Here is a 22,590-nt window from a genome sequence, read left to right as displayed (position 1 = left end):
TGACGGCCCCGGCCGTCAGGGCATGACAGGAGAACGCGGTTTTCCGTGACCGGCTCTGGTCTCCGTAAAAAATTCGATGTAGGTAGCGCTGCGGCGCTTAGCCGCCGGCGCGGCCATTACCCACACACTCGATTTTCTTTTTTCGGAGGCTCTCATGCAGCCCGGATTTTTGCGTTCGGCTATCGTCCTAGGCCTGCTTGCCTGGGTCGGCCCGTTCGCCATCGACATGTATCTGCCCGCCCTGCCGGTGATTGCGGACGATCTGGAAACCACCATCGCGGCGACCCAGACGACACTGACCGCCTATTTCATCGCCTTCGGCGTGGCCCAGCTCGTCTATGGCCCGCTGGCGGACTGGATTGGTCGCAAGGCACCGATCTTTATCGGTCTGGGGATTTTCATCGTCGGCTCGCTTGCCTGTGCCTGGGCACCCACGATCGGATGGCTCGCCGCCGGCCGCTTCGTCCAGGCGATGGGCGCCGCGACGGTTATGGTCGTGCCCCGCGCCATCGTCCGCGATCTCTATACCGGCAGTCAGGCAACACGCATGATGGCACTCATCATGCTGGTGATCTCCGTTTCGCCGATGCTCGCGCCGCTCGCCGGCTCCGGCCTGATCGCGCTGTCGGGCTGGCGGCTGATCTTCGAGGTGCTGGCCGGCGCCGCGATATTGTCGATGATCCTGACCGCGACACAGCTGCCCGAGACCCTGCCCGCCGAAAAGCGCGTGCCGGTGCGCCCGCGCCTGCTGCTCGCCGGCATGCGCACTTTGCTGACGGATCCGAAATTCATCGGCCTGACTTTGATCGGCGGTTTTGGCATGGCGAGTTTCTTCGTCTTCCTGTCGACCGCTTCCTTTGTCTATACCGGCCAGTACGGGCTGAGTTCCGTGCAGTTCAGCCTCGCCTTCGCGGTCAATGCCATCGGCTTCTTCGGCGCGTCGCAGGTCGCACCGACGCTCGGCGACCGGTTCGGCATGACCCGCATGATTCTGATCGCCACCAGCGGCTTCGCGATTACCGCGCTGATACTGCTCGCGCTGACGCTGGCCGGACAGGATTCGCTCGCAGTTCTGATGGGCATGCTCTTCATCGGATATGCCTTTTTCGGCCTCGTCATGGCTCCCGTCATGGTCATGGCGCTGGACGACCACGGTGACAAGGCAGGTCTCGCCTCCTCGCTCGGCGGCACGCTGCAGATGGTGTCCGGCGGCGTCATGATTGTCGCGACCGCTCCGTTCTTCGACGGCACGTCGCTTCCAATGGTGGCTTCCATCGCGCTTTGCGCGGTCGTCGCGGCGACGCTGGCGGTCGTCACGCTGCGCGCCGCGCCGCAAACCGGCGCCCCCGCCTGATCGTGAGGCGCGACTGAATGAGCGCATTCGAACTGGCGGCCCTCGCCGCGGCAATGACATGGGCGTTCTCGGCGGTCATCGCCGCCGGGCCGTCCTCCCAGCTTGGCGCAATCGCCTTCAACCGGATACGCATGGCGATCGTGCTGGTGATGCTGGCGATGTTCGTGGCGGCCACCGGTGGCTGGCGCACGCTTCAGCCTGAGCATCTCCTGCCGCTGGCGCTGTCCGGCTTCATCGGTATCTTTCTTGGCGATACCTGCCTGTTCCTGACCATGAACCGGATGGGGCCGCGCCGCTCGAACATCCTGTTCTCGACCAATGCGCCCTTTTCGGCCGTCCTCGGCTGGCTGTTTCTCGGCGAAACAATCGTTGCCCAGAAGATCGTCGGCATCGCCATCGTCTTTGCGGGCGTGATCCTCGCCATCGTCTTCGGCAAACGCCGCTCGCAACTCGACACGTGGGAATCCGTCAAGGGATCGCTCGCCGTCGGCGTGGCCCTCGGCCTCGCAGCGGCCTTGTGCCAGTCGGTGGGTTCGCTGATCGCGCGACCGGTCATGGAGACCGGGGTCGATCCGGCATCGGCTTCCGCGCTGCGCGTGATGGTCGCCGTGGTCTGCCTTTCGCTGCTGATGGCGACCGGCATCAGGCAGGTTCAGGCCAAGGCGAAACTGACGATGCGCACCGCAGTGCTGATCGGCGTTTCCGGCATCGCCGCTATGGGAATCGGCATGACGCTGGTGCTGTTCGCGCTATCCGGCGGCAAGGTTGGCATCGTCGCGACGCTGTCGTCGACCACGCCCGCATGGATCCTGCCGCTGATCTGGATCAGGACCGGCGAACGTCCGGCGGCGATGGCCTGGCTCGGCGCACTCCTCGTGATCGCCGGTTCCAGCCTGATCTTCGCCGCCTGAAAACCGCTCGGCCCTACTTGTCCTGCTCGCGATAGTGATTGTCGATATAGGAGACGGTGTGCTCGAAATCGCGAGCGAGCGCATCCATGTCGCGCTTGACCTCTTCCTTGATGGCGTCCCACGCCGAGCCTTCCTCGCCCGGCAGCCGTTCCTTCACCGCGCCGGCCTGCGCCTGCATGGAATCGATGCGAGCGCGATGTTCGGCCGGCACGCGCTCGTCGGTACGGAACTCAGCCGCCTTGGCGGCGACCCGGTGCTGCAGCTCTTCCATTTTCTCGCGCAGTTCCGCGACGGTTTCCTTGATGGTCATGATGATACTCCTTTCATGAGGATGGGAAACGCCTTGAGACCGCTTCCGATCCAGTCTGGGCCACCTTCGATGGCGAGCTTCTCAAAATCGGCGCAATAGCGCATGCCGAACCGCACATCGTCCCATGCCGCGCCCGGCCACGATCTAGGCGCTCAAGATGTCGACAATGCGCCAGACCTCCAATGACACCCGTCAATCGCACTCAACCCGCCTTTTTCTTCCCGCGGTTGCGCAGCACATGCGAGAAGTCCGAATTGTAGAGATCCGAATCCCGGAATTCGGCCTCGCCGAACACCTTGCCGACGAAGATCAGCGCGGTACGGGTGATCTTGGCCTCGCGCACATGCTCGCGCATTTCGGCGAGCGTGGTGCGGATATAGAGTTCATCCGGCCATGTCGCGCGATAGGCGATCACGACGGGACAATCCGCCCCGTAATAGGGCTCCAGCGACCTGCGGACATAGTCGAGATTGCGAATCGACAGGTGGATGGCGAGCGTCGCGCCCGATTGGCCCAGCACCTCCAGTTGCTCGCCCTCGGGCATCGATGACGCCTTCATGCCGGTGCGGGTGACGATGATCGTCTGCGCGATTTCCGGCAGGGTCAGTTCCGTCTTCAGCTTTGCCGCCGCCCCCGCAAAGGCCGGAACGCCGGGTACGACCTCGTAGTCGATACCGAGCGCATCGAGGCGGCGCATCTGTTCGGCGACGGCACCGTAAATCGACGGGTCACCCGAATGCACCCGCGCCACGTCCCTTCCGGCCTCATGGGCGACCCGCATTTCCTCGACGATCTGGTCGAGATGCATCGGCGCGGTGTCCATGACCTTCGCATCCGATGGTGCAGCCTGCACGATCTCCTCGGGAACCAGCGAACCGGCGTAAAGGCAGACAGGACAGCGCTCGATCAGGCGAAGCCCGCGCACCGTGATCAGGTCCGGAGCGCCCGGTCCGGCACCGATGAAATAGACGGTCATTCCACTGTCCCCATTTTCGTGCCGGTCTTCCCGGAGTAGCCGCGTGGCGTGTAGACCCAGCTTTTTCCGTCTCCGGTTGCCACCGTCCGGCTGTCGGAGGAGCCGACGACGACAACGGTCAGCATGTCGACATCATCGACGTTCAGCTCTCCGAGCTGCACGATGCGTACCTGCTCACCTTCGCGCCCCAGATTGGTGGCCAGGATGACCGGCGTCTCTGCCGGACGGTGCTTCAGCAATTCGTCGCGCGCCCAGGCAAGCTGGGTGCGGCGCTTGCGCGAGACCGGATTGTAGAAGGCGACGACGAAATCGCCCTCGCCCGCCGCGCGCACACGGCGCTGGATGTCCTCCCAAGGCGTCAGCAGGTCCGACAGCGAGATCGTGCAGAAATCATGCCCCAACGGTGCACCGGCCCGCGCGGCGGCGGCCTGGAGCGCGGAAATACCCGGCGAGACCTGGATCGCGATGCGACGCGCCGCATCGCTTACGCCTTTCTTGTCGATCAGTTCGAAGACCAGCGTCGCCATGGCGTAGATACCGGCATCGCCCGAGCAGACCAGCGCGACATCCTTGCCCTCGCCGGCCAGTTCCATGGCGTGACGAACGCGGTCCTCCTCCTTGCCGAGATCGAAATCGTGCCGCTTTCGCCCCGTCGCAAGGGGACCCAGAAGGTCGAGATAGAGCGAGTAGCCGACGAGATCGGTCGCCGCGCCGACCATGCGGCTGACTTCCGGTGAGCGCCACCCCTCCGAACCAGGCCCGATGCCGACGACATAGAGCGTGCCGCGCGCCCGGCCCGGCAGAACATCGACGAGCAGAGGTTGCGGCGCGCGCGCGACCGCACATGTGGCGCGGGCGGATTTCTTCTTTTCGACGATCAGTTCGCCCTGTGGCCCGACAGCCGCCAGCGCCGCGCCTTCGGCCACGCCGTGGCATCCGACCTCGGTAAAAACGACATCCGACGGATTGGCGAGGCGCGCGGTCTCCGCCTCCAGCGTCACGGCGTCGAAGAACCGGGCTGGAACGCCCAATTGGCTTGCGACGCGATGGACGGCCGCCTCGTCCGCCTTCAGGTCAAGCGAGCAGACAACGCCCACCGCCTGTTCGGCAAGCCCGGCATCGGCCAGCGTTTCGCGCGCGAGTGCCCAGGCTTCCTCCGGATCGCAGCCGCGTTCGCAACCGAGTCCCAATGCCAGACGGCTTGGATGGTAGACCAGTTCGCGGTCGCCGGGCGCACGGAGCCGGTCGGTCACGCTGAGCGTCACCGCGCCATTGCCCGCCAGCGGCAGGCCGCTCCCGGATAGCCATTGCGCCTCGCCGTCCAGCACGGCATCCGCGCCGACGAGCAGGTCCGCCATCACGTCTTTCGCGGCCTCCGGATTGGCGAGCGCATACCCCTCGGGCGGGGCATCCAGCGCCACCCCGAAGCGCAGGTCGCCGGCTGTCGTTATCGCCGCCATGCCGCCAAGCGCGAAGGCAATCTCCTCGGCCATGCGGTTCGCGCCATGATGGCCGCCAAGCAGCGGAACGGATGTATGCCCGTCCTCGGCGACAGCGATCACCGGCGGCTCCTCCCGCTTTGCCGCCAGGAGCGGCGCGAGAATGCGGATGACCGCGCCCGACGCCATCACAGCGACGATCGGCACGCGATCGAGGAACAGCGCCTGCATATGCGCTTTCGTATCGTCGAACAGCACGACGCCATCCGCAGGCGCCACACGCCGGCGTGCCGCATGGATCACCCCGCCGGTCGTGTTGCGGATGGTCTCGGCGACAGGCATCGCCGCATCGCTCAGGATGACGATGGCGGGCGACAGGGGTTCAGCGGACATCGGGGGGCTTTCCGGCAGGAAGCGCGCGGATCCAGTCCTCCGCGCCCTTGTAGATCAGGATCATCGAGAAATAGGGTGCGGTGTCGGCCGTAACGGATTCAAGCGGCAGGATTTTTTCCTCCGGAAGGCTCACCCGCTCGCAATATCCGGCATCGGCCAGCAGGCCCATCCTTTCGATCACCGAACGGATGCGCGCGAGGTGACGCCCGACCTTCATGATCGCGACTGCGTCGGCAGCGCCGATGCGGGCTTCCATTTCGGCGTCCGGCAAAGGTCCCGGGATGACCGTCAGGACATCGTTTCGCGCGGCGATCGGCCGCCGCAGCGCCGCGGCCGAGGCCATGACGGAGGAAACGCCGGGAACGATCTCGGTCGGATAGTCGCCGCCGAGCCGTTCGAAGAGGTACATGAAAGAGCCGTAGAAGAAGGGATCGCCTTCGCACAGGACCGCCACGTCGTGGCCCTTATCGAGATGCGCCGCGATTTCGCTTGCCGCTTCGTCATAGATTTCAGCCGCCGGGAAACGCTGCGTGCGCATCGGCACAATAATCGGAATCTCGTGCTGGAAGGGTGAGAGCGTTTCGGCAACGATGGCGCGCGCGAAACTCTCGCCGCTGTCAGGCGCTGGATAGGCGACGACCGGCGCTTCCTTCAGGATGCGATGCGCTTTCAGCGTCAGCAGTTCCGGATCGCCCGGCCCGACGCCGAGCCCGTAAAGTGTGCCCCTCATGATCGCTTGACCCATGCCCACTGAACGACCGCCATCGAAGGCTTCCACCCCTTGAAAGGACCGACCGGCTCGGCCGTTTCCACCGCGATGCGCTGCAACTCGCCGCCAAATTCTTCAAAGGCCGACAACAGGACCGCTTCGCTTTCCAGCGTCACCGCATGGGCGACGAGCCTGCAATGCGGTTTCAGTGCATCCACGCATGCCGCGATCGTTTCGCGTGAAATACCGCCACCGATGAACACCGCATCGGGCGCCGGCAGGCCGGCAAGCGCATCCGGGGCGGTCCCGTCGATAAGTTTCAATTTCGGCGCGCCGAGCCGAAGCGCGTTTTCCTCGGCCATGGCGCGGCGTTTTTCCTGCGGCTCGATGCCGATTGCGCGCGCCTCGCGGCCGGCGCGCATCCATTCAATGGCAACCGAACCGCAACCGCAGCCGACATCCCAGAGAACGCCGTCACGCACCGGCACCAGCTTGGACAGCGCCAGCGCGCGCTGGGTGCGCTTGGTGATCTTGCCGTCATGGACGAATACATCGTCCGGCAGGCCGGTACGCGGCAGGATTTGAGCGTCCGGGCCCGCGACGCATTGGACGGCCAATACGTGGAAATCAGGCACCTCGGGGGTCCAGCCTTCGGCGACGCCCTCGAAACGGGCCTCGTTCGGTCCGCCAAGCGCGGCCAGAACGGTCAGCCTCGACGGCCCGTAGCCGCGCGCTGTCAGGAGCTTCGCGACAGTCTCCGGCGATGTCCGGTCCTTGGTCAGAAGCAGCATCCGCACGCCCGGGGCAAACCACGGCACGATCTGTTCGGCCGCGCGGCCATGTACGGTCAGCGTTTCGACATCGGCGAGCGACCAGCCCATGCGACAGGAGGCGAACTGGAACGCCGACAATTGAGGGTGGAAGACGATCTCCTCGCGCGGGATGCCCTTGAGTATTCTCGCGCCGACGGAGAACCACAGAGGATCGCCCGTCACCAGCACGACTACCCGCCTCCCCTTGTGCCGCCTGATCTCTTCGATCATCGCGTCGAAGGGCGACGGCCATGCGATCCGCTCCGCGGCAACGTTCGGCGCCAGCGAATGATGCCGGTCTCCGCCGACGATCACCTCGGCCTGTTCGACCAGCCGCCGTCCCTCGGCCGACAAGCCGGCCATGCTGTCCTCGCCGATGCCGATGATATGCAGCCATGGCGCGGTCATGTCTGGTTGCCTCCGGCAAGGGCGTTCAAAGCAGCGGCTGCGATGGCCGATCCGCCTCGCCGACCGCGCACAGTGATGAATGGTACCTCGGGTCGATGCCCGATCAGCGCTTCCTTGCTCTCGACCGCGCCGACGAACCCGACCGGGCAGCCAATGATCAGAGCCGGCGCCGCTGCGCCCCGCCCCAGCATCTCGAGCAGGTGAAAAAGGGCGGTTGGTGCGTTGCCGATCACCACGACGCTGCCGGCAATGCGGCCCTCGAGCACCTCGATCCCGCCGGCGGAAACGGTCGAGCCGATTTCTTTCGCCGTCGCGCGGGCAGACTCACCGCCAACCTCGCACAGCACCGCATTGTCCTTAGTGAGGCGGCTGCGGATGATGCCGCGCCGCACCATCTCGACGTCACATATGATCGCCGCGCCCTCGGCAAGCGCGCGCCTTCCGGCCTCCGCCGCACTCGGCGAAATCACGATATCGTCGGCAAGATCGGTCATGCCGCACGCATGGATCATCCGGATGGCGACGGCGCGCTCATCCGCGCCGAAGCGCGCAATCTCCGCCTCGCGCTCGATGGTGGCGAAGCTCTCGCGATAGATCGCCGCCGGGTCGCGCAGATAGTCCAGCATCGGAAGGCTTCAGCCCCTGCTTTTTTCCATGCTTTTCGGCCCGAGCGGGTGAGCGGCATGCGGATAGGGGTGATGATGGTGGTGATGCTCGTGCCCGTGATCATGGTCGTGATCATGGCTATGCACCGGCGTCCACTCGATGCCGTGTTCCTTGCAGAAAGCCTCGTCGCGGCAATCGCCATTGCAATCGCCCGCACAAGGACAATTCTCCGGCGCGCCACCCACACCCTCGACATGGTGGTGATGGCTTTCCTGCGCCTGACCGACTTCGGCCTCGAAGCCGAGCACCTGCTCGCGATATTTGCACATCTGGCAGTTCATGTTGTTGGCGCCATCGAGGATCTCGCGCACGCGATCGACGAAGGTTTCGATCACCAGATCGTGGTCGTTGAGATAGGGCGCCTTGACGAAATCGATCTCCGGATGCTCAGCCGCCACCTCGTCGGTTTGCGAATAGATCCGCTTCACCAGAACGCCGGTGAACAGGAAATAGGGAAACACGACGATACGCCGGTAGCCGAGCTTCGCGGCATGCTGGAGCGCCGGCTTGACCAGCGGGAAGGTGACGCCCGAATAGGCAGTCTCCGCCCAGCCGAAGCCGAGGCCTTCCCAGAGCATCCGCATGACCTTCGCCACGTTGGAATTGGCGTCCGGATCGGATGCGCCACGTCCGACGACGACCAGCATGGTCTCCTCCATCGGCACGTCGCTCTCGCAGGCGTTGAGCGCCTCCCTGACACGCTCGCCCGCCGCGCGGATCATCTTCAGGTCGATACCGAGCTCGCGGCCGTAATCGATTCTGACATCAGGGTTTTTCGCCTGATAGCTGTTCAGCACGGAAGGCAGGTCGTTCTTGGCGTGGCCGGCGGCGAAAAGCATGCCCGGCACCGCGAGGATATGGTCGACGCCCTTCTCCTTCAGCGCATCCAGCCCCTTGTGCAGGACGGGATTGGCGAATTCCAGATAGCCGTAATCGACCGGCCATTGCGGAAAGCGCTCGCGCAGCCGAAGCGCCAGCTTGGAGAACTCCCCGACCGCGTTCTGATTGCGGCTGCCGTGGCCGCAAACCATGATGCCGTAGCGCGGTGCGCCCGAAATACCTTTGAGCATGTCTCAGGCCTCTGCCGGTGTTTCGTCGCCCGCCGCGTCCTCGGCTTGCGTCTCGTCTTCCTTGCGCTCGGCGTCTTTCTTCTTGCCGAGCGTCGATACGGCGGCCGCGATCGCAGCGGCAGCACCGGCGGCGGCCAGCCCGATCCAGTGGCTGTGGCCAGCGACCTCGCCGACATGGCCCAGATGCGCGGAAGCGGGCGTCGCGGCGAGTGACGCCAATAGAACGGCAAGGCCCGTTGCAGATTTCATGATTCTCGTCCTCAAGGTCCGGTTTTCCGTTATCGCCAAATGCGCGGCTTCCGGCATGACGCCGGCGAATGCCAGGACCTAGCGGCAGTTCTGCTGCGACACCCCCGGTTTGGGTCGGCTGCAACGGACACCTCTCGGCCCCGAACGCGTCGAGGCACTGCCGATAACGAGGCGCACCCTAGGCGTCCGGCCCGGCAGGGTCAATTCGATGCGCGACCTTCAAAACGGAAATTGCGACGCCGATCAGCTCCGGCGTATTTCGGTGATGTCGAAACCCAGCAAATCGGCGATGCGCGCCAGGAAGCGTTCCTCGCGCCGGTCGATCTCGCTGTCGGCCTCCGCGATCGCGATCATGCGGTCGAGAAGACGCTGCCGCCGCTCCATCGGCAGCTCGGCAAAGACCGCGGCAGCCTGGGCGGGAGACGTCTCGTAGGCGAAATCCTGCATGTATTCATAGACGCCGTCCATGGCGTCCGGGTCGAGGCCGAAACTGTCCCGGCAGATCCGCTTGAAGATGTCGAGTTCGCCCTGCCTGACTTCACCGTCGGCGAGGATGACCTTGAACAGCAGCAACAATTCCGCGGTCAGGGCCGGGTCGTTGGCGACGAGCCGAACCACCTTTTCCTTTTCCAGCCGCGATTTCAAAGCTTCAAGCCAGGCAAATGCCATCGATCCGCGCCTCCTTGCGCACGGCGAGACTACCCTGAGTCGCCGCTTGCGCAAATCGCGGCGCTGTGGTCTAGCGCCGAAGGAAAATCACCATGTTCGAATTCCCGTCCGAAATCGTCGCGCTCCTCGTCCTCGCCGCCTTCCTGGCGGGGTTTGTCGATTCCATCGCCGGCGGCGGCGGGCTCATTACAATCCCAGCGCTCCTGCTGGCCGGCGCACCGCCAGTCTACGCGCTCGGCACCAACAAGCTGCAGGGCATGTTCGGCGCGGCGTCAGCGACCTGGAGCTATGCCCGCCACGGCCATGTCGATCTGAAAACGCAGGCGCTGCCGGCCCTGCTCGCCTTTGCCGGGAGCATCCTCGGCGCGCTGACCGCCACCGTACTGCCCGGCCGGATATTCGGCGCAGTATTGCCTGTCCTGCTAGTCGCGATCGCCTTCTACTTCCTGCTGCGCCCGGGGCTCGACGACATCGATCGGGCCCGGCGAATGAGCCCGGCCCTCTTCGGCTTCACCATCGTTCCGCTGATCGGTTTCTATGACGGGCTGTTCGGCCCCGGCACGGGTTCATTCTTCATGCTAGCCTTCGTGGCGCTCGCCGGTTACGGCTTGCTGCGATCCACTGCCCATACCAAGCTTCTGAATCTCGCTTCCAATGTCGGCGGGCTCGTGCTGTTCGCCTTCGCCGGCGCGGTTTTCTGGAAGATCGGCCTGATCATGGGCGCCGCGCAGTTCGCGGGCGCGCAGGTCGGTTCGCGCGTGGCGATGAAAGGCGGCGCACGCATCATCAAGCCGCTGCTCGTGATCACCTGCCTCGCGCTGGCGGTCAAACTGGTCAGCGATCCCACTCACCCGCTGAGGCTCTGGCTGGGCCTCTAGGTCAGGCCCTCTTCAGGGCATCCGTCCCGTAATAGGCAAGAAACATGTCGACGCCGCTGTCCACCGCGCGGGCGATCAATTCCTCGTCGGGCGGCGCGTCCAGCGCGCCGAAGATACACTTGCGGGTCAGGCCACCCGAACACAGGGCAAAAAACTGCTGCGCGGCCAGTTCACAGTCGGGAATGTCGAGAGTTCCGGCCTCGGTCTGCCGGTCGAAATAGGCGACCAGATGCCCCTTCCCCGAATCCGGACCTGTATCGAAGAACAATTTGCCGAGTTCGGGCATGCGTTCGGTAATGCCGATCACCATCCTTTGCACGCGCGTCAGCTGCTTCGACGTCAACAGGGTCGCGAGCGCCATCCCGTAGCGTATCAGCGTTTCACGAACGGTGCCTCGCTCGTTGAGCGTCTCCGTCAGCATGGCGAGCTTCGTCCGGCGCTCGCGTTCGATGAGCGCGCCGAAGAGATCTTCCTTGTTCTCGAAATATACATAGATCGTACCCTTCGAGACGCCGGCCTCGCGGGTGATAGCATTCATGCTCGCCCCGTCAAAACCGACTCGCAGGAAGACGCTCCGCGCGCCGTCGAGGATCTGCTGGCGCTTCGCCGGATCCTGCCCGGCCACCCGGCGGCTCGGCGCACTGCCGGCGGCATGCATGGCTTTCTTCAGGCTTTCAGCGCTTTTCAACGATGTCGGCATTCGGTCCTCGACAAGAATCGAACCACCCGGTTCGATTTCCACTTGATATGGCGCGCCCATGCATTTATGTCAATTCGAACCGAACGGTTCGGTTCAATTTAATTACCGAGTAGGCAGCCATGTCCGTTTCGGGATCAGCTAACAGCGAAGAAACGACTGCGAATTCCGGCACCGAGACGTCGCGGACGGCCGAGGTGAAGACCTTCCCGCACGACGCCGCGCGAGAGACCGAAGCCGCGAAAGGCGATACCGTTCCGCAGACGCCCAAACGCGGCGGCCGGCGGCGCGTGGTTCTCGCCGGGGTCGCGCTCCTGGCGCTCGCAGCAGGCGGCTGGTACGGCCAGGAATGGTGGACCGTCGGGCGCTTCATCGAATCGACCGACAATGCCTATGTCGGCGGCGACATCGCCACCATCGCGCCGAAGGTGTCCGGTTACGTCGATACGGTCAATGTCACCGCCAACCAGTATGTGAAGGCGGGCGATCCGCTCGTCACGCTCGACGACGGCGACTACCGCATCGCGGCCGACCAGGCGAAAGCCCAGATCGCAACGCAGAAACTCACACTCGACCGCATCGACGCCCAGATCGCGGGCGCGCAAGCCGCCCTCGCCCAGGCGGAAGCGCAACAGGAAGCGGTCGCCGCCGCAGAGGCAAACGCCCGTGCCGCACTCGACCGGGCGAAGGCGCTCAACGCCAAAGGCCATGCGACCGGCGCGGCGCTCGACTCCGCCGAAGCCGCCTGGGAACAGGCAAAGGCGAACCTTTCCGGCGCTTCGGCCGGCATCCAGTCCGCCAATGCCAATATCGCGGTGCTTCGCGCCCAAAGGGCCGAGGCCGAGAGCGCACTGACCTCCATGCAACTCGCCGCCGACAAGGCGGACCGCGATCTCTCCTTCACCGTGCTGCGCGCGCCCTATGACGGCATGATCGGCAATCTCGACGTACAGGAAGGCGACCTCGTCACCACCGGCCGACGGCTTGCGGCGCTGGTTCCGTCGAGCGGGCTCTATGTCGACGCCAATTTCAAGGAAACCCAGCTCGCGCGCATCGAACCCGGCGAGAAAGTCGCCATCCATGTCGATGCCTATGAGGACGAGCCCATCGAGGGCACGGTCGTCTCGATCTCACCGGCGACCGGCTCGATCTTCTCGCTGCTGCCGCCCAACAACGCCACCGGCAACTTCACGAAAGTCGTGCAGCGCGTGCCAGTGCGGATCGCCCTGCCCGCCGAAGCCGTCGAGCAAGGCCGGCTGCGCGCCGGTCTCAGCGTGGTCGTCGATATCGATACGCGCACGGGCGGCTACGCCGTCGAAACGGTCTCCGCAGAGTAGAACAGGTCATGGCCGACGCGACCTACAGCGATGCTCCTGGCGCCCCCGCCGAGGAGCGCATCGATCCGCGCCGGCTGATCGCGTTCCTCGCGATGGTTTTCGGCATGTTCATGGCGATTCTCGACATCCAGATCGTCTCGGCCTCGCTCGCCGAAATCCAGGCCGGGCTCAACGCAGGCGCCGACGAAATCTCCTGGGTGCAGACCAGCTATCTGATCGCCGAGGTGATCATGATCCCGCTGTCGGGCACGCTGGCGCGCATCCTGTCGACCCGCATCCTCTTCACCGTCTCGGCCGCCGGCTTCACCGCCGCCAGCGTGCTGGCCGCGACGGCGACGAACATCGATCAGATGATCGTCTACCGCGCGATCCAGGGCTTTATCGGCGGCGGCATGATCCCGTCGGTTTTCGCGGCGGCCTACACTATCTTTCCTCGCTCGAAACAGGCGATCATCGCCCCCGTGATCGGCCTCGTCGCAACGCTCGCGCCCACGATTGGGCCCACGGTCGGCGGTTATCTTTCAAGCTACTTTTCCTGGCACTGGCTGTTCCTGATCAATCTCGGCCCCGGCGTCATTGTCGCCGCGCTTGCCTGGTTGCTGATCGATTTCGACGAGCCGGAATTCAACCTCGCCAAGTCCTTCGACTGGCTCGGCTTTATCGGCATGGCCGTGTTCCTCGGCGCGCTCGAATTCGTCCTAGAGGAAGGTCCCGCCAATGACTGGCTGGCCGACGAGACGATTCTGATCTTCTCGATCGTCATGACGATCGGTGCGATCCTGTTCTTCTATCGCGCCTTCACCGCGAGCTTCCCGGTCGTCGACCTCGGCGCTTTTCGAAACATCAATTTCGCCTTCGGTTCGGTCTTTTCATTCGTCATGGGGATCGGCCTTTACGGCCTGACCTATCTCTACCCGCTCTATCTCGGACGTATTCGCGGCTACGATTCGCTCATGATCGGCGAGACGGTTTTTGTCACAGGCGTCGCCATGTTCCTGTGTGCGCCGATGTCGGGGGCCCTGTCGGCCAGGGTCGATCCGCGCATCATGCTGCTGCTCGGTTTCCTGGGGTTCGGGGTGAGCACATGGATGCTGACGCCGATCGACGCCGAATGGGATTTCTGGGAGCTGTTCTTGCCGCAGATCATTCGCGGGGCGTCGCTGATGTTCTGCATGGTGACCATCACGAATCTCGCGCTGGGCACCCTGCCCGTCGACCGGCTGAAAAGCGCGTCCGGTCTGTTCAACCTGACCCGCAATCTCGGCGGCGCCGTCGGCCTCGCCGCCATCACGACACTGCTCTCGGACCGCTCCGACCTGCATTATGCGCGCATCGCCGAAACCGTGACATCGGCAAACCACACCGCGATGGAAACGCTGGACAATCTGGCGGCGAATTTCGATGCGAGCGGCCTGTCTGGAGCTGACGCCGCGCACAACCAGCTAACCGGGATGGTTCAACAGCAGGCATGGGTGATGGCCTTCGCCGACGTGTCGTGGATACAGACAATGCTGTTCGCCGGTCTTGCGCTCGGCGCGCTGGCGATGAAGAAACCGCCGTCAGGCGGCGCGCCCGCCGGGCACTGACAGAGGCTAGGCTAGGCGAGACCGCGACGGCCGAACGGCTTGGCGCTTTGGGGGCGCTGACGCCGATCCCGGCCGTCCCAATCCGGTTTCTTGACCTTGGCCAGCGCAAGATCGTCGGCTTCGGTTGCATCGAAGCCGAACTCGTCGGCCCGCCTGACCTCAAGCGACACATGCGGGGTGTCGATCTCCGGCGTGGAATCGAGATGGCGCACGATCATGATATCGCCCTTGCCCGGCGCATAGGTCGCTAGATGCGGCAGGTAACGTCCCTCGGAATGGCAACGCGCCACGAAGCAGTGCAGCGTCCGCATCACCCAATCGACCGGTACCGGTGCTTCCTCCAGCACGACTTCGCAGCCGAGCAGATCGGCCGCGCCGCGTGTCGATCCGCCGACGGTGCGCACGCCGTCGATCATCCGGTTGCTGGAAAACGGCGTCACCTTGACAAAGATCTCGACTGGCTCGGTCTCCAGTTCCCTGAGGAACGGTCCGGGCTTGAAAAGCATCTCGCTGTGTTTCCAGTGGATCGCGAGTGGTAGGGCCGTCCGGCAAATCGCCGCCGCGGCACGCCCTGCCAGAGTGCTGCGCGTGAAGCTCGTATTGACGGCGCGCATGCCAAGTGCATTGGCGACCGCATCATATTCGGCTTCGACCGCGATCTGGATATGCGCAGTATGATTGCGCACCGCCTCCTCGGCCTCCGGAAAGGTACGGTGGAGCATCGGCCAGTCCAGCGCCTCGAAATAAACCGAAGCGGGCCTGGTATCCTTGCTCGCCTCTATGGCGACCGCGCAACCGCCGGCCATGAAGGAGAGAAACCGCGTGGAACCGGCGGCATGATCCCGGATATCGGAGACTGCGGCATTGGGCCCGATTGCCTGTTCGAGGCGCGCCACGAAATCCGCCGCGTCCAGCCGGGGCATGTCGGCATAGAGCAACGTGCATTCGGTGGCCGTTTCCAGGCCGGCGTTCTTCATCCGGGCTACAAAATTCATGTCCGCTCCATCCCTGCGCGTTGGGGCAGAGCTTCATAAGGTAAGCGAGCAGGATGACCGGATGGTTAAGGCAAGCCCGTCAATTGTCTTGGCAAGACCCCTAAAATTTTGGGATCGAACCCTTGGCGCATCGATGGCCGCCGCTATCTTCGAAAGAACTCAGGCCTGGAGAAATTCGACGATGGACATGGCTTTCGCGCTCTTTTCCGCAGCCTGCTGCCTGGCTGTCGCAGCCATCATCTGGAGGTCCGATCAGCACCCGCAAAATCCGATCTGGCCACCCGTGAAATTCGGCTGGAAAGCGCGGATCGTGACCTGGAGCGTCACGGCTGCGGCGATCGGCTCCGCCTATCTGGCGGGCCGCCTTGGGTGGAACGGCTGGGACTGGCCCGGCTGGATTCGCTGGGGCATTGGATTTCCGCTCGCATTTGCCGCAAGCTCGGCAAGCTCCTATGCGATCGTGAAACTGGGCCTCGACCAGTCGATGGGCGCGGATCGGGGCCTTGTCACCGACGGCCCCTTCGCGCTTGTCCGCAATCCCACCTATCTCTCCAATCTGGCGCTTTGCCTCGGCTGGACGCTGCTCGCGGCGTCATGGCCGGCGGCAATCGCGGCGGGCTCGCTCGCGGCCCTCTACATCTTCGCCGTCCCTTGCGAGGAACGCTGGCTCGCCCGCACCTATGGCGAGCCCTACGCCGCCTATCGCGCCCGCGTGAAACGCTGGGGACTGTAGGGCGCGGGATCGCAGAACGGCGTCTCGCCTGTCATCATCTGCGCGGTCAGTTCGCCGGTCGCGGGCCCGAGCGTGAAACCGTGATGGGCATGACCAAAATGCAGCCACAGGCCCGCCATGCCCGGAGCCGGTCCGACGACCGGCAGCATGTCCGGAAAGACCGGACGCGAGCCAAGCCACGGCTCCTCGTCGACGCTCTCGCCGAGCGGGAACAACTCACGCGCCTGCGGCAACACCCGGCGCAATTGCACCGGCGTCTTGGGCGCGTCCTGACGCGCGAACTCGGCGCCCGAGGTCAGCCGGATACCACGCGCCATCGGCGCCATGACATAACCGACATCGGTATCGAGAACCGGTCGCGACAGATAGGCGTTACCCTCGGCCGCGAAGTGCTGGTGGTAGCCACGCTTGACGCCCATCGGCAGTTTCAGGCCCGCCTCGTCCATCATCCGCTTCGACCACGGGCCGAGCGTCACCGCCACCTGTTCGGCGGACAGTTCCGGTCCGGTCGTCGCCACCGCCCACTTGCCGTCGCGCCGCGCGATGCCCGTAATCTCGGCCTGAATGAAGGCGCCGCCGAGTTTCTCGAACAGACCCGCATAGGATTTGACCAGCGCGCCGGGATCGCTGCACGTCCACGGATCGCGGTAATGCAGCGCGCCCTCGAGTTTCGCCTTTTCCAGATGCGGCTCAAGATCGCCCAGTTCCTGCATGGTGATCATGGCGGCATCGATGCCGAGTTCGCGCAACTCGCGGGCTTCCGCCTCCGCCGCGGCAATCCCGCCGGTTTCGCGAAACAGGCGTATCCAGCCGCGCTTGGCGACCAGCGCCGACGAGCCCGCCTCGTCCATTAGCGCCTGGTGCGCCTCCAGGCAATGCGCGAAGATCGGGATATTGGCGGCAAGCGTGCGTCGGGCGCTGTCCTTGTTCGACGACATGAAATATCGCCACAGGAACGGCGCGACCGCCGGCAGCGACGAGAAGTGATAATCCGCATCGGTGCGCAGTTTGAGCGCGACCTCGATGATCGAGCGAAGATCGCGCGGGAAGAGATAAGGGTGAATGCCCTCGCGCTGGATGATGCCCGCATTGCCATAGCTCGTCTCTTCGCCCGGCTCCCGCCGGTCGACCAGCGTGACCGAAACGCCTCTTTTCAGGAGGTGGATCGCCGTCGCGACCCCCGCCATGCCAGCTCCCAGCACCAGTGCGTCATTCGCCATGTCAGTACTCGATCCCGATCTGCGCCTTGATGCCGGAGCGGAACGGGTGCTTGACCAGTTCCATCTCTGTCACGAGATCGGCCGCCTCGATCAGCTCTTCAGAGGCGTTGCGGCCGGTGAGGACGACATGTGTCATCTCGGGTTTCTCGGTTTTAAGGAATTCGACCACTTCGGCCGTGTCGATGTAGTCGTAGCGAAGCGCAATGTTGATCTCGTCGAGCAGCACCATCGTGTTGCTCGCGTCGCGGATCAGTTCCTTGGCCTTCTCCCAGGCGGCTTTCGCCATCTCGATGTCGCGCTCCTTGTTCTGGGTTTCCCAGGTGAAGCCCTCGCCCATCGTGTGGAAGGAGCAGATATCGGAAAAATGCGTTTCGATCAGGTTGCGTTCGCCGGTCTCCATGCCGCCCTTGATGAACTGCACCACAGCGCATTTTCGGCCATGGGCAATATGGCGGAAGATCATCCCGAAAGCCGCCGTCGACTTGCCCTTGCCCTTGCCGGTATGGACGATGACGAGGCCCTTTTCCTCGGTCTTGGTGGCCATGATCTTGTCACGCGCCGCCTTCTTCTTCGCCATCTTGGCTGCGTGGCGTTCGCTGTCATCGTTCATTGATCAATCTCCGTCGCGTCGAAATTCTTCGAGAACCAGATGCGCTGCGGCCGGCCGCCAACCGTCGGCAGGCGACCGATTTCCGCATATCCGCATTTCACATAGAAGCCCGGCGCCTGGAAATCGAACGTGTCGACATAGACCCCTGCGAGGCCGCGTCTCCGGGCTTCCGCCTCGGCTTCCTCTATCAGCTTCCGCCCCACGCCGAGCGAACGCGCCTGCTGCGACACGGCGAGGAACTTCACATAGAGCCAGCCCTGCAACGTCTCTGCGTTGAGGCCGCCAAGGAAGCCGCCATCGCCGTCGCTCGCACGCAGATTGACGCCATCCTCCTCGAAGGGCTTGCCGAGCGCCCGTGCTGCTTCGTCCAGCGTTTCAAGGACCTCGCTGACAAAGGCTCCGGTATCACCGGTGACCGGCTCGATCATGACGCTCACGACCGGACCTCCCCGAGCATCTTCGCGAACCACACGCGTTGCGGATGATCGCCAACCGCCGGAAGGCGGCCGATCTCTTCGTAGCCCATCTTCGCGTAGAAAGCCGGCGCCTGAAAAACATAGGTGTCGAGATAAACGCCTGACAGGCCCTCCGAGCGCGCGTGCTCTTCGGCCTTTGCAAGGAGCTTGCCGCCAACACCGCGTTTGCGCGCTTCCGGCGCAAGCGCCAGCAGCTTGACGAAGAACCATCCAAGCTGGCCCCATCCATAGATTCCGCCGAGAAATGTCCCGTCACTGTCCCTCGCCTCGAAACCGACGGCCTGCGGATTGAACGGATGGCCAGCCGCCTCCGCCCCGTCGTCAAGCAGGCGATCGAGCCTGAGTTGCAACTCGGCCGCGTTCTCCGTGGTCCTGATTTCGGTCATGCCGGCGCATTGTCCTCGACGATTTCATTCAGCGCGAACATCGCTGAATTGCTCTTCGGCGTCCACAGCCCCCGCTCGATCGCCTCGCGCATTCTGTCGGCGATTTCGCGCAACGCATCCGGGTTCTTCTCCGCGATGAACGCGCGCACGTCATCGTCCATCAGGAATGCCTGATAGACCGCCTCGAAATGATGGTCGCGCACCGCGCCCGTCGTCGCGGCAAAAGCGAACATGTAGTCGACCGTGGCCGCCATCTCGAAAGCGCCCTTGTAGCCGTGCCGCATGACACCGGCGATCCATTTCGGATTGACCACGCGTGCCCGCACGACACGGCCGATCTCCTCTTCCAGCGTGCGCACCACCGGCTTTTCCGGCCGTGAATGGTCGTTATGGTAGATTGCCGGCTTCTCGCCCGTCAGCGTCTCGACCGCCGCAGTCATGCCGCCCTCGAACTGGTAGTAATCGTCGGAATCGAGCAGGTCGTGCTCGCGATTGTCCTGGTTTTGAACGACCGCCTGCATGCCTTTCAGCCGCTCTTCGAACAAACCCCGCTCGGCGCTGCCTTCGGCCTGCGCGCCATAGGCATAGCCGCCCCATACCAGATAGGCTTCGGCGAGGTCGGATCGGTCGCCCCAGCCCTTCTCGTCGATCAGCGCCTGCAAGCCCGCGCCATAGGAACCCGGCTTCGAGCCGAAGACGCGATAGCCCGCTCGCCGCGCCGCCGTTTCCGCATCCTCGCCGTCTTCCGCCAACCGAAGGGCTTCCGCGCGCATTCTTGCCGCAACCGGATTGTCGCCTTCATCTTCATCCAGTGCGCCGATGGCCCGAACAGCCTTGTCGAACAACGCGATCTGGTCGGGGAAGGCGTCACGGAAGAACCCGGAGATGCGCAGCGTCACGTCAACGCGAGGCCGTCCGAGCTTTGCGACGGGGATCACCTCGAAACCCGTCACCCGCCTGGAAATCCCGTCCCAGACCGGCTTAGCGCCGATCAGCGCCATGGCCTGCGCGATGTCGTCGCCGCCGGTGCGCATGTTCGACGTGCCCCATGCGGTCAGCCCGAAGGAAACCGGCCAATCGCCGTGATCCTGCGTGTAGCGCGTTACCAGCAACTCGGCGGATTTGCGCCCCAGTTCCCATGCGGTCTCGGTGGGCACCGCGCGGCTGTCGACGGAGTAGAAATTGCGCCCGGTCGGCAACACGTCGGGCCGCCCGCGCGTCGGCGCACCCGACGGCCCCGGCTCGACGAACCGCCCGGCAAGCGCCTGCATCAACCCCTCGATCTCCGCCTTGCCGCAAGTTTCGACCGAAGGTCGCAGCCGCGTATCGATCCCGTCCAGAACCGTTCGCGTGCAGACCCAACCGTCGGGGCATTCGGTCTCGCATCCGACCAGCTTCGCGGCCAGCAATTCGACCCGCTCCACCGTGTCGCCCGCGGTTCGCCACGGGTCGTCCGAAACGGCTTCCAGGATAGCCGGCGTCGGGCCCGTCCAGGGCGCGCCCATCGAACAATCGAGCGGATCGAAATCAAGGGCGAGATCCGCCGCGATCGCCCGCTGGAGGCTCTGGTCCTCGCCTTCGCCAAGCCCGCGCGGCACACGCGCCAGCGCGGTGACGAGATCGGTCAGCAGCCGTCCTTCCGGTGCGCGGCCGAAGATATGCAGCCCGTCGCGAATCTGCATCTCCTTCAGGTCACACAGATAAGCGTCGAGCTTTTCGAGCGCAGTGTCAGCCTCGTCGCTTTCTGCGATCCCGGCATCGTGATCGAGGCCGATATCGCGCACCAGATCGAGAATGCGGACCTTCAGCACTTTCAGCCGTCGCGGATCACCACCGGCCGCTTCATAATATTCGTCGACCAGCGCTTCGAGATCTTTCAACGGGCCATAGCTTTCGGCCCGCGTCAGCGGCGGGGTCAGATGATCGATGATGACGGCCGACGTCCGCCGCTTGGCCTGCGTTCCCTCGCCCGGATCGTTGACGATGAAAGGATAGACATGCGGCAGCGGGCCAAACACCGCCTCCGGCCAGCATGTCTCCGACAGCGCCAACGCCTTTCCGGGCAGCCATTCGAGATTGCCGTGCTTGCCCATATGGACCACCGCGTCGGCACCGTACACGTCGCGCAGGAAGCCATAGAAGGCGAGATAGCCATGCGGCGGAACGAGGTCCGGAGAATGGTAGGTTTCCTTCGGATCGACGTTGTAGCCACGCGCAGGCTGGATGCCGACCAGCGTATCGCCGAACCGCGCCAGCGGCAGCGCGAAGACACCGTCTCGGAAGAACGGATCATGTTCCGGCGCGCCCCATCGTTCGGCCACCTGCGCCTGAATCGCTTTCGGAAGCGTCGCGAGGAAAGCCTTGTAATGACTCAGCGAAATCGTCTCGCGGATTTCGCGCGCATCGGAGATCGCGTTGGTCGGCCCCTTCTTCAGATGATCGATCAGCGCGTCGCCGTCCGCCGGGATATCGCTCACCGGCAGGCCCGCTTCCGCCATGGCGCGAAGCGTCGCGATGGTCCCCGCAGGCGTATCGAGCCCGACACCATTGGCCAGACGCCCGTCGCGGTTCGGATAATTGGCGAGCACGAGGGCCACGCGTTTCTCCGCTGCCGGTTTGCGCCTGAGACGCACCCAGCGCTCCGCCAGTTTCGCGACGAATTCCACTCGGTCGGCGACCGGCTCATGCGTGACGATGTTGCACTCGGTGCGCTCGTCCCAGGCGCTCGCGCTCTTGAACGAAACCGCGCGCGACAGCACCCGCCCGTCGACCTCCGGCAGCGCGACATTCATCGCGAGGTCACGTGCATTGAGCCCCTGCGGAGACGCTTCCCAGACCGCACGCGGCGAGCTCGACAGAACCACCTGGATGACCGGCAAACCGTCGCGCTCAAGCACCGTCGGGGTCCGGTCCGCGCCCGGCGCGGACACCGCGAAGCCGGTCGCGTTCAGCACGACATCCGGCCGGTGCGTATCGAACAGCCCCTCGACCGTCGCGGCCGAAACCGGGTCCTTCAGGCTGGAGACATAGACCGGCAGCACTGCCAGGCCTTTCTGACCGAGCGCCCTCGCCAGCACCTCGATCGGCGCGGTCTGCCCCGACTGCACGAGCGCGCGATAGAAAACGATGGCGACAGTGCCGGCCTCTCCCCCGGTCTTCTCGCCTAACACGCCAGCCTTGAGCAATGGCGCGGCTTCGGCCTCGATGGCACGCCCGGCGAGTATATCGCCGCAGGCATCGAGAAAGCCGCGCGCATTCTCCGCGCCGCCCTCGATCAGGAATCGCCACAGCGTTTCACAGTTTTCAGCGTCCAGCGTGCAAAAGCGCGTCAGGCCCGGATCGGGCTTGTCGTCGCCGGGAAGCACCGCGAGTTTCACGCCCTGCGCCACCGCCGCCGCATGGATCGCCTCCAGCCCGTAAGGCCAGTAGCCTGCGCCACCGAGGATGCGAATGACGATCAGCTTCGCATGCTGCCCGGTTCGCTCGACCCAGCTATCGACCGACATCGGGTGCTTGAGCTGCAAAAGGTTGACGAGGCGCAGGCTCGGCCCCGCCGGCGAATGCGCCTTCGCAAGGCTCGCCAGTTCCGTGTCGGCGGCAGACAGGACGCAGATATCGCCCGGCTTCTGGCCGAGATCGATCGCCTCGCCGTCACCGTCCGAAATCAACCCCTTCTGTGCCAGCAGCAGATGCATCAGTACACCGC

The 22,590-nt window shown here is 64.4% G+C and carries 22 protein-coding genes; 6 read left to right on the top strand and 16 right to left on the bottom strand.

Translation table 11 applies throughout. The features are described 5' to 3' along the window. Positions 1 to 154: 154 nt before the first annotated feature. The gene (locus ACQK2M_RS10960; RefSeq protein ID WP_425417836.1) at positions 155 to 1,354 is read left to right on the top strand and encodes a multidrug effflux MFS transporter; all 1,200 of its coding nucleotides are present in this window, start codon (positions 155 to 157) and stop codon (positions 1,352 to 1,354) included. A 17-nt stretch (positions 1,355 to 1,371) separates the two neighbouring features. Further along, positions 1,372 to 2,265 (top strand): DMT family transporter, encoded by an 894-nt coding sequence (locus ACQK2M_RS10955; protein WP_425417835.1) that lies wholly within the window; start codon positions 1,372 to 1,374, stop codon positions 2,263 to 2,265. Between the two features lie 13 nt (positions 2,266 to 2,278). On the opposite strand, the gene ACQK2M_RS10950 is transcribed toward ACQK2M_RS10955, so the two are convergent. The 9 genes from ACQK2M_RS10950 to ACQK2M_RS10910 form a co-directional block, all read right to left on the bottom strand. Then, entirely contained in the window at positions 2,279 to 2,575 is a 297-nt protein-coding gene (locus ACQK2M_RS10950; protein WP_223475426.1) for a hypothetical protein, read from the bottom strand. 202 nt (positions 2,576 to 2,777) lie between these two features. After that, a complete protein-coding gene (cobM, locus tag ACQK2M_RS10945; protein ID WP_425417834.1) occupies positions 2,778 to 3,551 on the bottom strand; it encodes a precorrin-4 C(11)-methyltransferase in 774 nt (257 codons plus the stop codon). Beyond that, positions 3,548 to 5,383, bottom strand: a complete 1,836-nt coding sequence (gene cobJ / locus ACQK2M_RS10940) for a precorrin-3B C(17)-methyltransferase (RefSeq protein ID WP_425417833.1) — start codon at positions 5,381 to 5,383, stop codon at positions 3,548 to 3,550. The genes cobM and cobJ overlap by 4 nt, the downstream gene beginning before the upstream one ends. After that, positions 5,373 to 6,113, bottom strand: a complete 741-nt coding sequence (cobI, locus tag ACQK2M_RS10935; RefSeq protein WP_425417832.1) for a precorrin-2 C(20)-methyltransferase — start codon at positions 6,111 to 6,113, stop codon at positions 5,373 to 5,375. The genes cobJ and cobI overlap by 11 nt, the downstream gene beginning before the upstream one ends. Next, on the bottom strand, positions 6,110 to 7,312 hold the full coding sequence (gene cbiE, locus ACQK2M_RS10930) for a precorrin-6y C5,15-methyltransferase (decarboxylating) subunit CbiE (protein WP_425417831.1): 1,203 nt from the start codon (positions 7,310 to 7,312) through the stop codon (positions 6,110 to 6,112). The genes cobI and cbiE overlap by 4 nt, the downstream gene beginning before the upstream one ends. Continuing rightward, positions 7,309 to 7,938: a precorrin-8X methylmutase gene (locus ACQK2M_RS10925; RefSeq protein ID WP_425417830.1), complete on the bottom strand. Its 630-nt coding sequence runs from the start codon at positions 7,936 to 7,938 to the stop codon at positions 7,309 to 7,311. Before ACQK2M_RS10925 ends, cbiE begins: the two co-directional genes overlap by 4 nt. Before the next feature lie 9 nt (positions 7,939 to 7,947). Continuing rightward, entirely contained in the window at positions 7,948 to 9,048 is a 1,101-nt protein-coding gene (locus tag ACQK2M_RS10920) for a sirohydrochlorin chelatase (RefSeq protein WP_425417828.1), read from the bottom strand. A 3-nt stretch (positions 9,049 to 9,051) separates the two neighbouring features. Next, the gene (locus ACQK2M_RS10915; protein ID WP_425417827.1) at positions 9,052 to 9,297 is read right to left on the bottom strand and encodes a DUF6732 family protein; all 246 of its coding nucleotides are present in this window, start codon (positions 9,295 to 9,297) and stop codon (positions 9,052 to 9,054) included. 243 nt (positions 9,298 to 9,540) lie between these two features. Further along, positions 9,541 to 9,966, bottom strand: a complete 426-nt coding sequence (locus ACQK2M_RS10910; RefSeq protein ID WP_223475434.1) for a TerB family tellurite resistance protein — start codon at positions 9,964 to 9,966, stop codon at positions 9,541 to 9,543. Positions 9,967 to 10,058: 92 nt separating this feature from the next. On the opposite strand from ACQK2M_RS10910, the gene ACQK2M_RS10905 reads away from it, so the two are divergent. Beyond that, the gene (locus ACQK2M_RS10905) at positions 10,059 to 10,844 is read left to right on the top strand and encodes a TSUP family transporter (protein ID WP_425417826.1); all 786 of its coding nucleotides are present in this window, start codon (positions 10,059 to 10,061) and stop codon (positions 10,842 to 10,844) included. Position 10,845: 1 nt separating this feature from the next. Here ACQK2M_RS10905 and ACQK2M_RS10900 read toward each other — a convergent pair whose 3' ends face one another. Beyond that, on the bottom strand, positions 10,846 to 11,544 hold the full coding sequence (locus ACQK2M_RS10900) for a TetR/AcrR family transcriptional regulator C-terminal domain-containing protein (RefSeq protein WP_425417825.1): 699 nt from the start codon (positions 11,542 to 11,544) through the stop codon (positions 10,846 to 10,848). A gap of 119 nt (positions 11,545 to 11,663) precedes the next feature. On the opposite strand from ACQK2M_RS10900, the gene ACQK2M_RS10895 reads away from it, so the two are divergent. Continuing rightward, positions 11,664 to 12,878 carry an HlyD family secretion protein gene (locus ACQK2M_RS10895; protein ID WP_425417824.1) on the top strand — a complete coding sequence of 405 codons (1,215 nt, stop codon included), beginning with the start codon at positions 11,664 to 11,666 and terminating at the stop codon, positions 12,876 to 12,878. A gap of 8 nt (positions 12,879 to 12,886) precedes the next feature. After that, on the top strand, positions 12,887 to 14,464 hold the full coding sequence (locus ACQK2M_RS10890; RefSeq protein WP_425417823.1) for a DHA2 family efflux MFS transporter permease subunit: 1,578 nt from the start codon (positions 12,887 to 12,889) through the stop codon (positions 14,462 to 14,464). A gap of 11 nt (positions 14,465 to 14,475) precedes the next feature. Here the strand turns inward: ACQK2M_RS10890 and ACQK2M_RS10885 are convergent, their stop codons facing one another. Beyond that, positions 14,476 to 15,459, bottom strand: a complete 984-nt coding sequence (locus ACQK2M_RS10885) for a hypothetical protein (protein WP_425417822.1) — start codon at positions 15,457 to 15,459, stop codon at positions 14,476 to 14,478. A gap of 181 nt (positions 15,460 to 15,640) precedes the next feature. On the opposite strand from ACQK2M_RS10885, the gene ACQK2M_RS10880 reads away from it, so the two are divergent. Further along, entirely contained in the window at positions 15,641 to 16,192 is a 552-nt protein-coding gene (locus tag ACQK2M_RS10880) for a methyltransferase family protein (protein WP_425417821.1), read from the top strand. Here ACQK2M_RS10880 and ACQK2M_RS10875 read toward each other — a convergent pair. Genes ACQK2M_RS10875 through cobN form a run of 5 tightly spaced genes read right to left on the bottom strand, consistent with a single transcriptional unit; the run spans position 16,159 to position 22,579 of the window. Beyond that, positions 16,159 to 17,412 carry an NAD(P)/FAD-dependent oxidoreductase gene (locus tag ACQK2M_RS10875; protein WP_425417820.1) on the bottom strand — a complete coding sequence of 418 codons (1,254 nt, stop codon included), beginning with the start codon at positions 17,410 to 17,412 and terminating at the stop codon, positions 16,159 to 16,161. The genes ACQK2M_RS10880 and ACQK2M_RS10875 overlap by 34 nt on opposite strands. Position 17,413: 1 nt before the next feature. Then, on the bottom strand, positions 17,414 to 18,022 hold the full coding sequence (cobO, locus tag ACQK2M_RS10870; RefSeq protein WP_425417819.1) for a cob(I)yrinic acid a,c-diamide adenosyltransferase: 609 nt from the start codon (positions 18,020 to 18,022) through the stop codon (positions 17,414 to 17,416). Next, positions 18,019 to 18,450: a GNAT family N-acetyltransferase gene (locus ACQK2M_RS10865; protein ID WP_425420020.1), complete on the bottom strand. Its 432-nt coding sequence runs from the start codon at positions 18,448 to 18,450 to the stop codon at positions 18,019 to 18,021. Before ACQK2M_RS10865 ends, cobO begins: the two co-directional genes overlap by 4 nt. 5 nt (positions 18,451 to 18,455) lie before the next feature. Next, positions 18,456 to 18,884, bottom strand: a complete 429-nt coding sequence (locus tag ACQK2M_RS10860; RefSeq protein ID WP_425417818.1) for a GNAT family N-acetyltransferase — start codon at positions 18,882 to 18,884, stop codon at positions 18,456 to 18,458. Further along, positions 18,881 to 22,579: a cobaltochelatase subunit CobN gene (gene cobN, locus ACQK2M_RS10855; RefSeq protein ID WP_425417816.1), complete on the bottom strand. Its 3,699-nt coding sequence runs from the start codon at positions 22,577 to 22,579 to the stop codon at positions 18,881 to 18,883. Before cobN ends, ACQK2M_RS10860 begins: the two co-directional genes overlap by 4 nt. Positions 22,580 to 22,590 lie beyond the last annotated feature (11 nt).

The sequence above is a fragment of the Oricola indica genome (genome assembly GCF_965227485.1).
Classification (GTDB): Bacteria; Pseudomonadota; Alphaproteobacteria; order Rhizobiales; family Rhizobiaceae; genus Oricola; species Oricola indica.
Note: the sequence above shows the minus strand (reverse complement) of the source record. Positions and strands in the feature narration are given on the sequence as shown.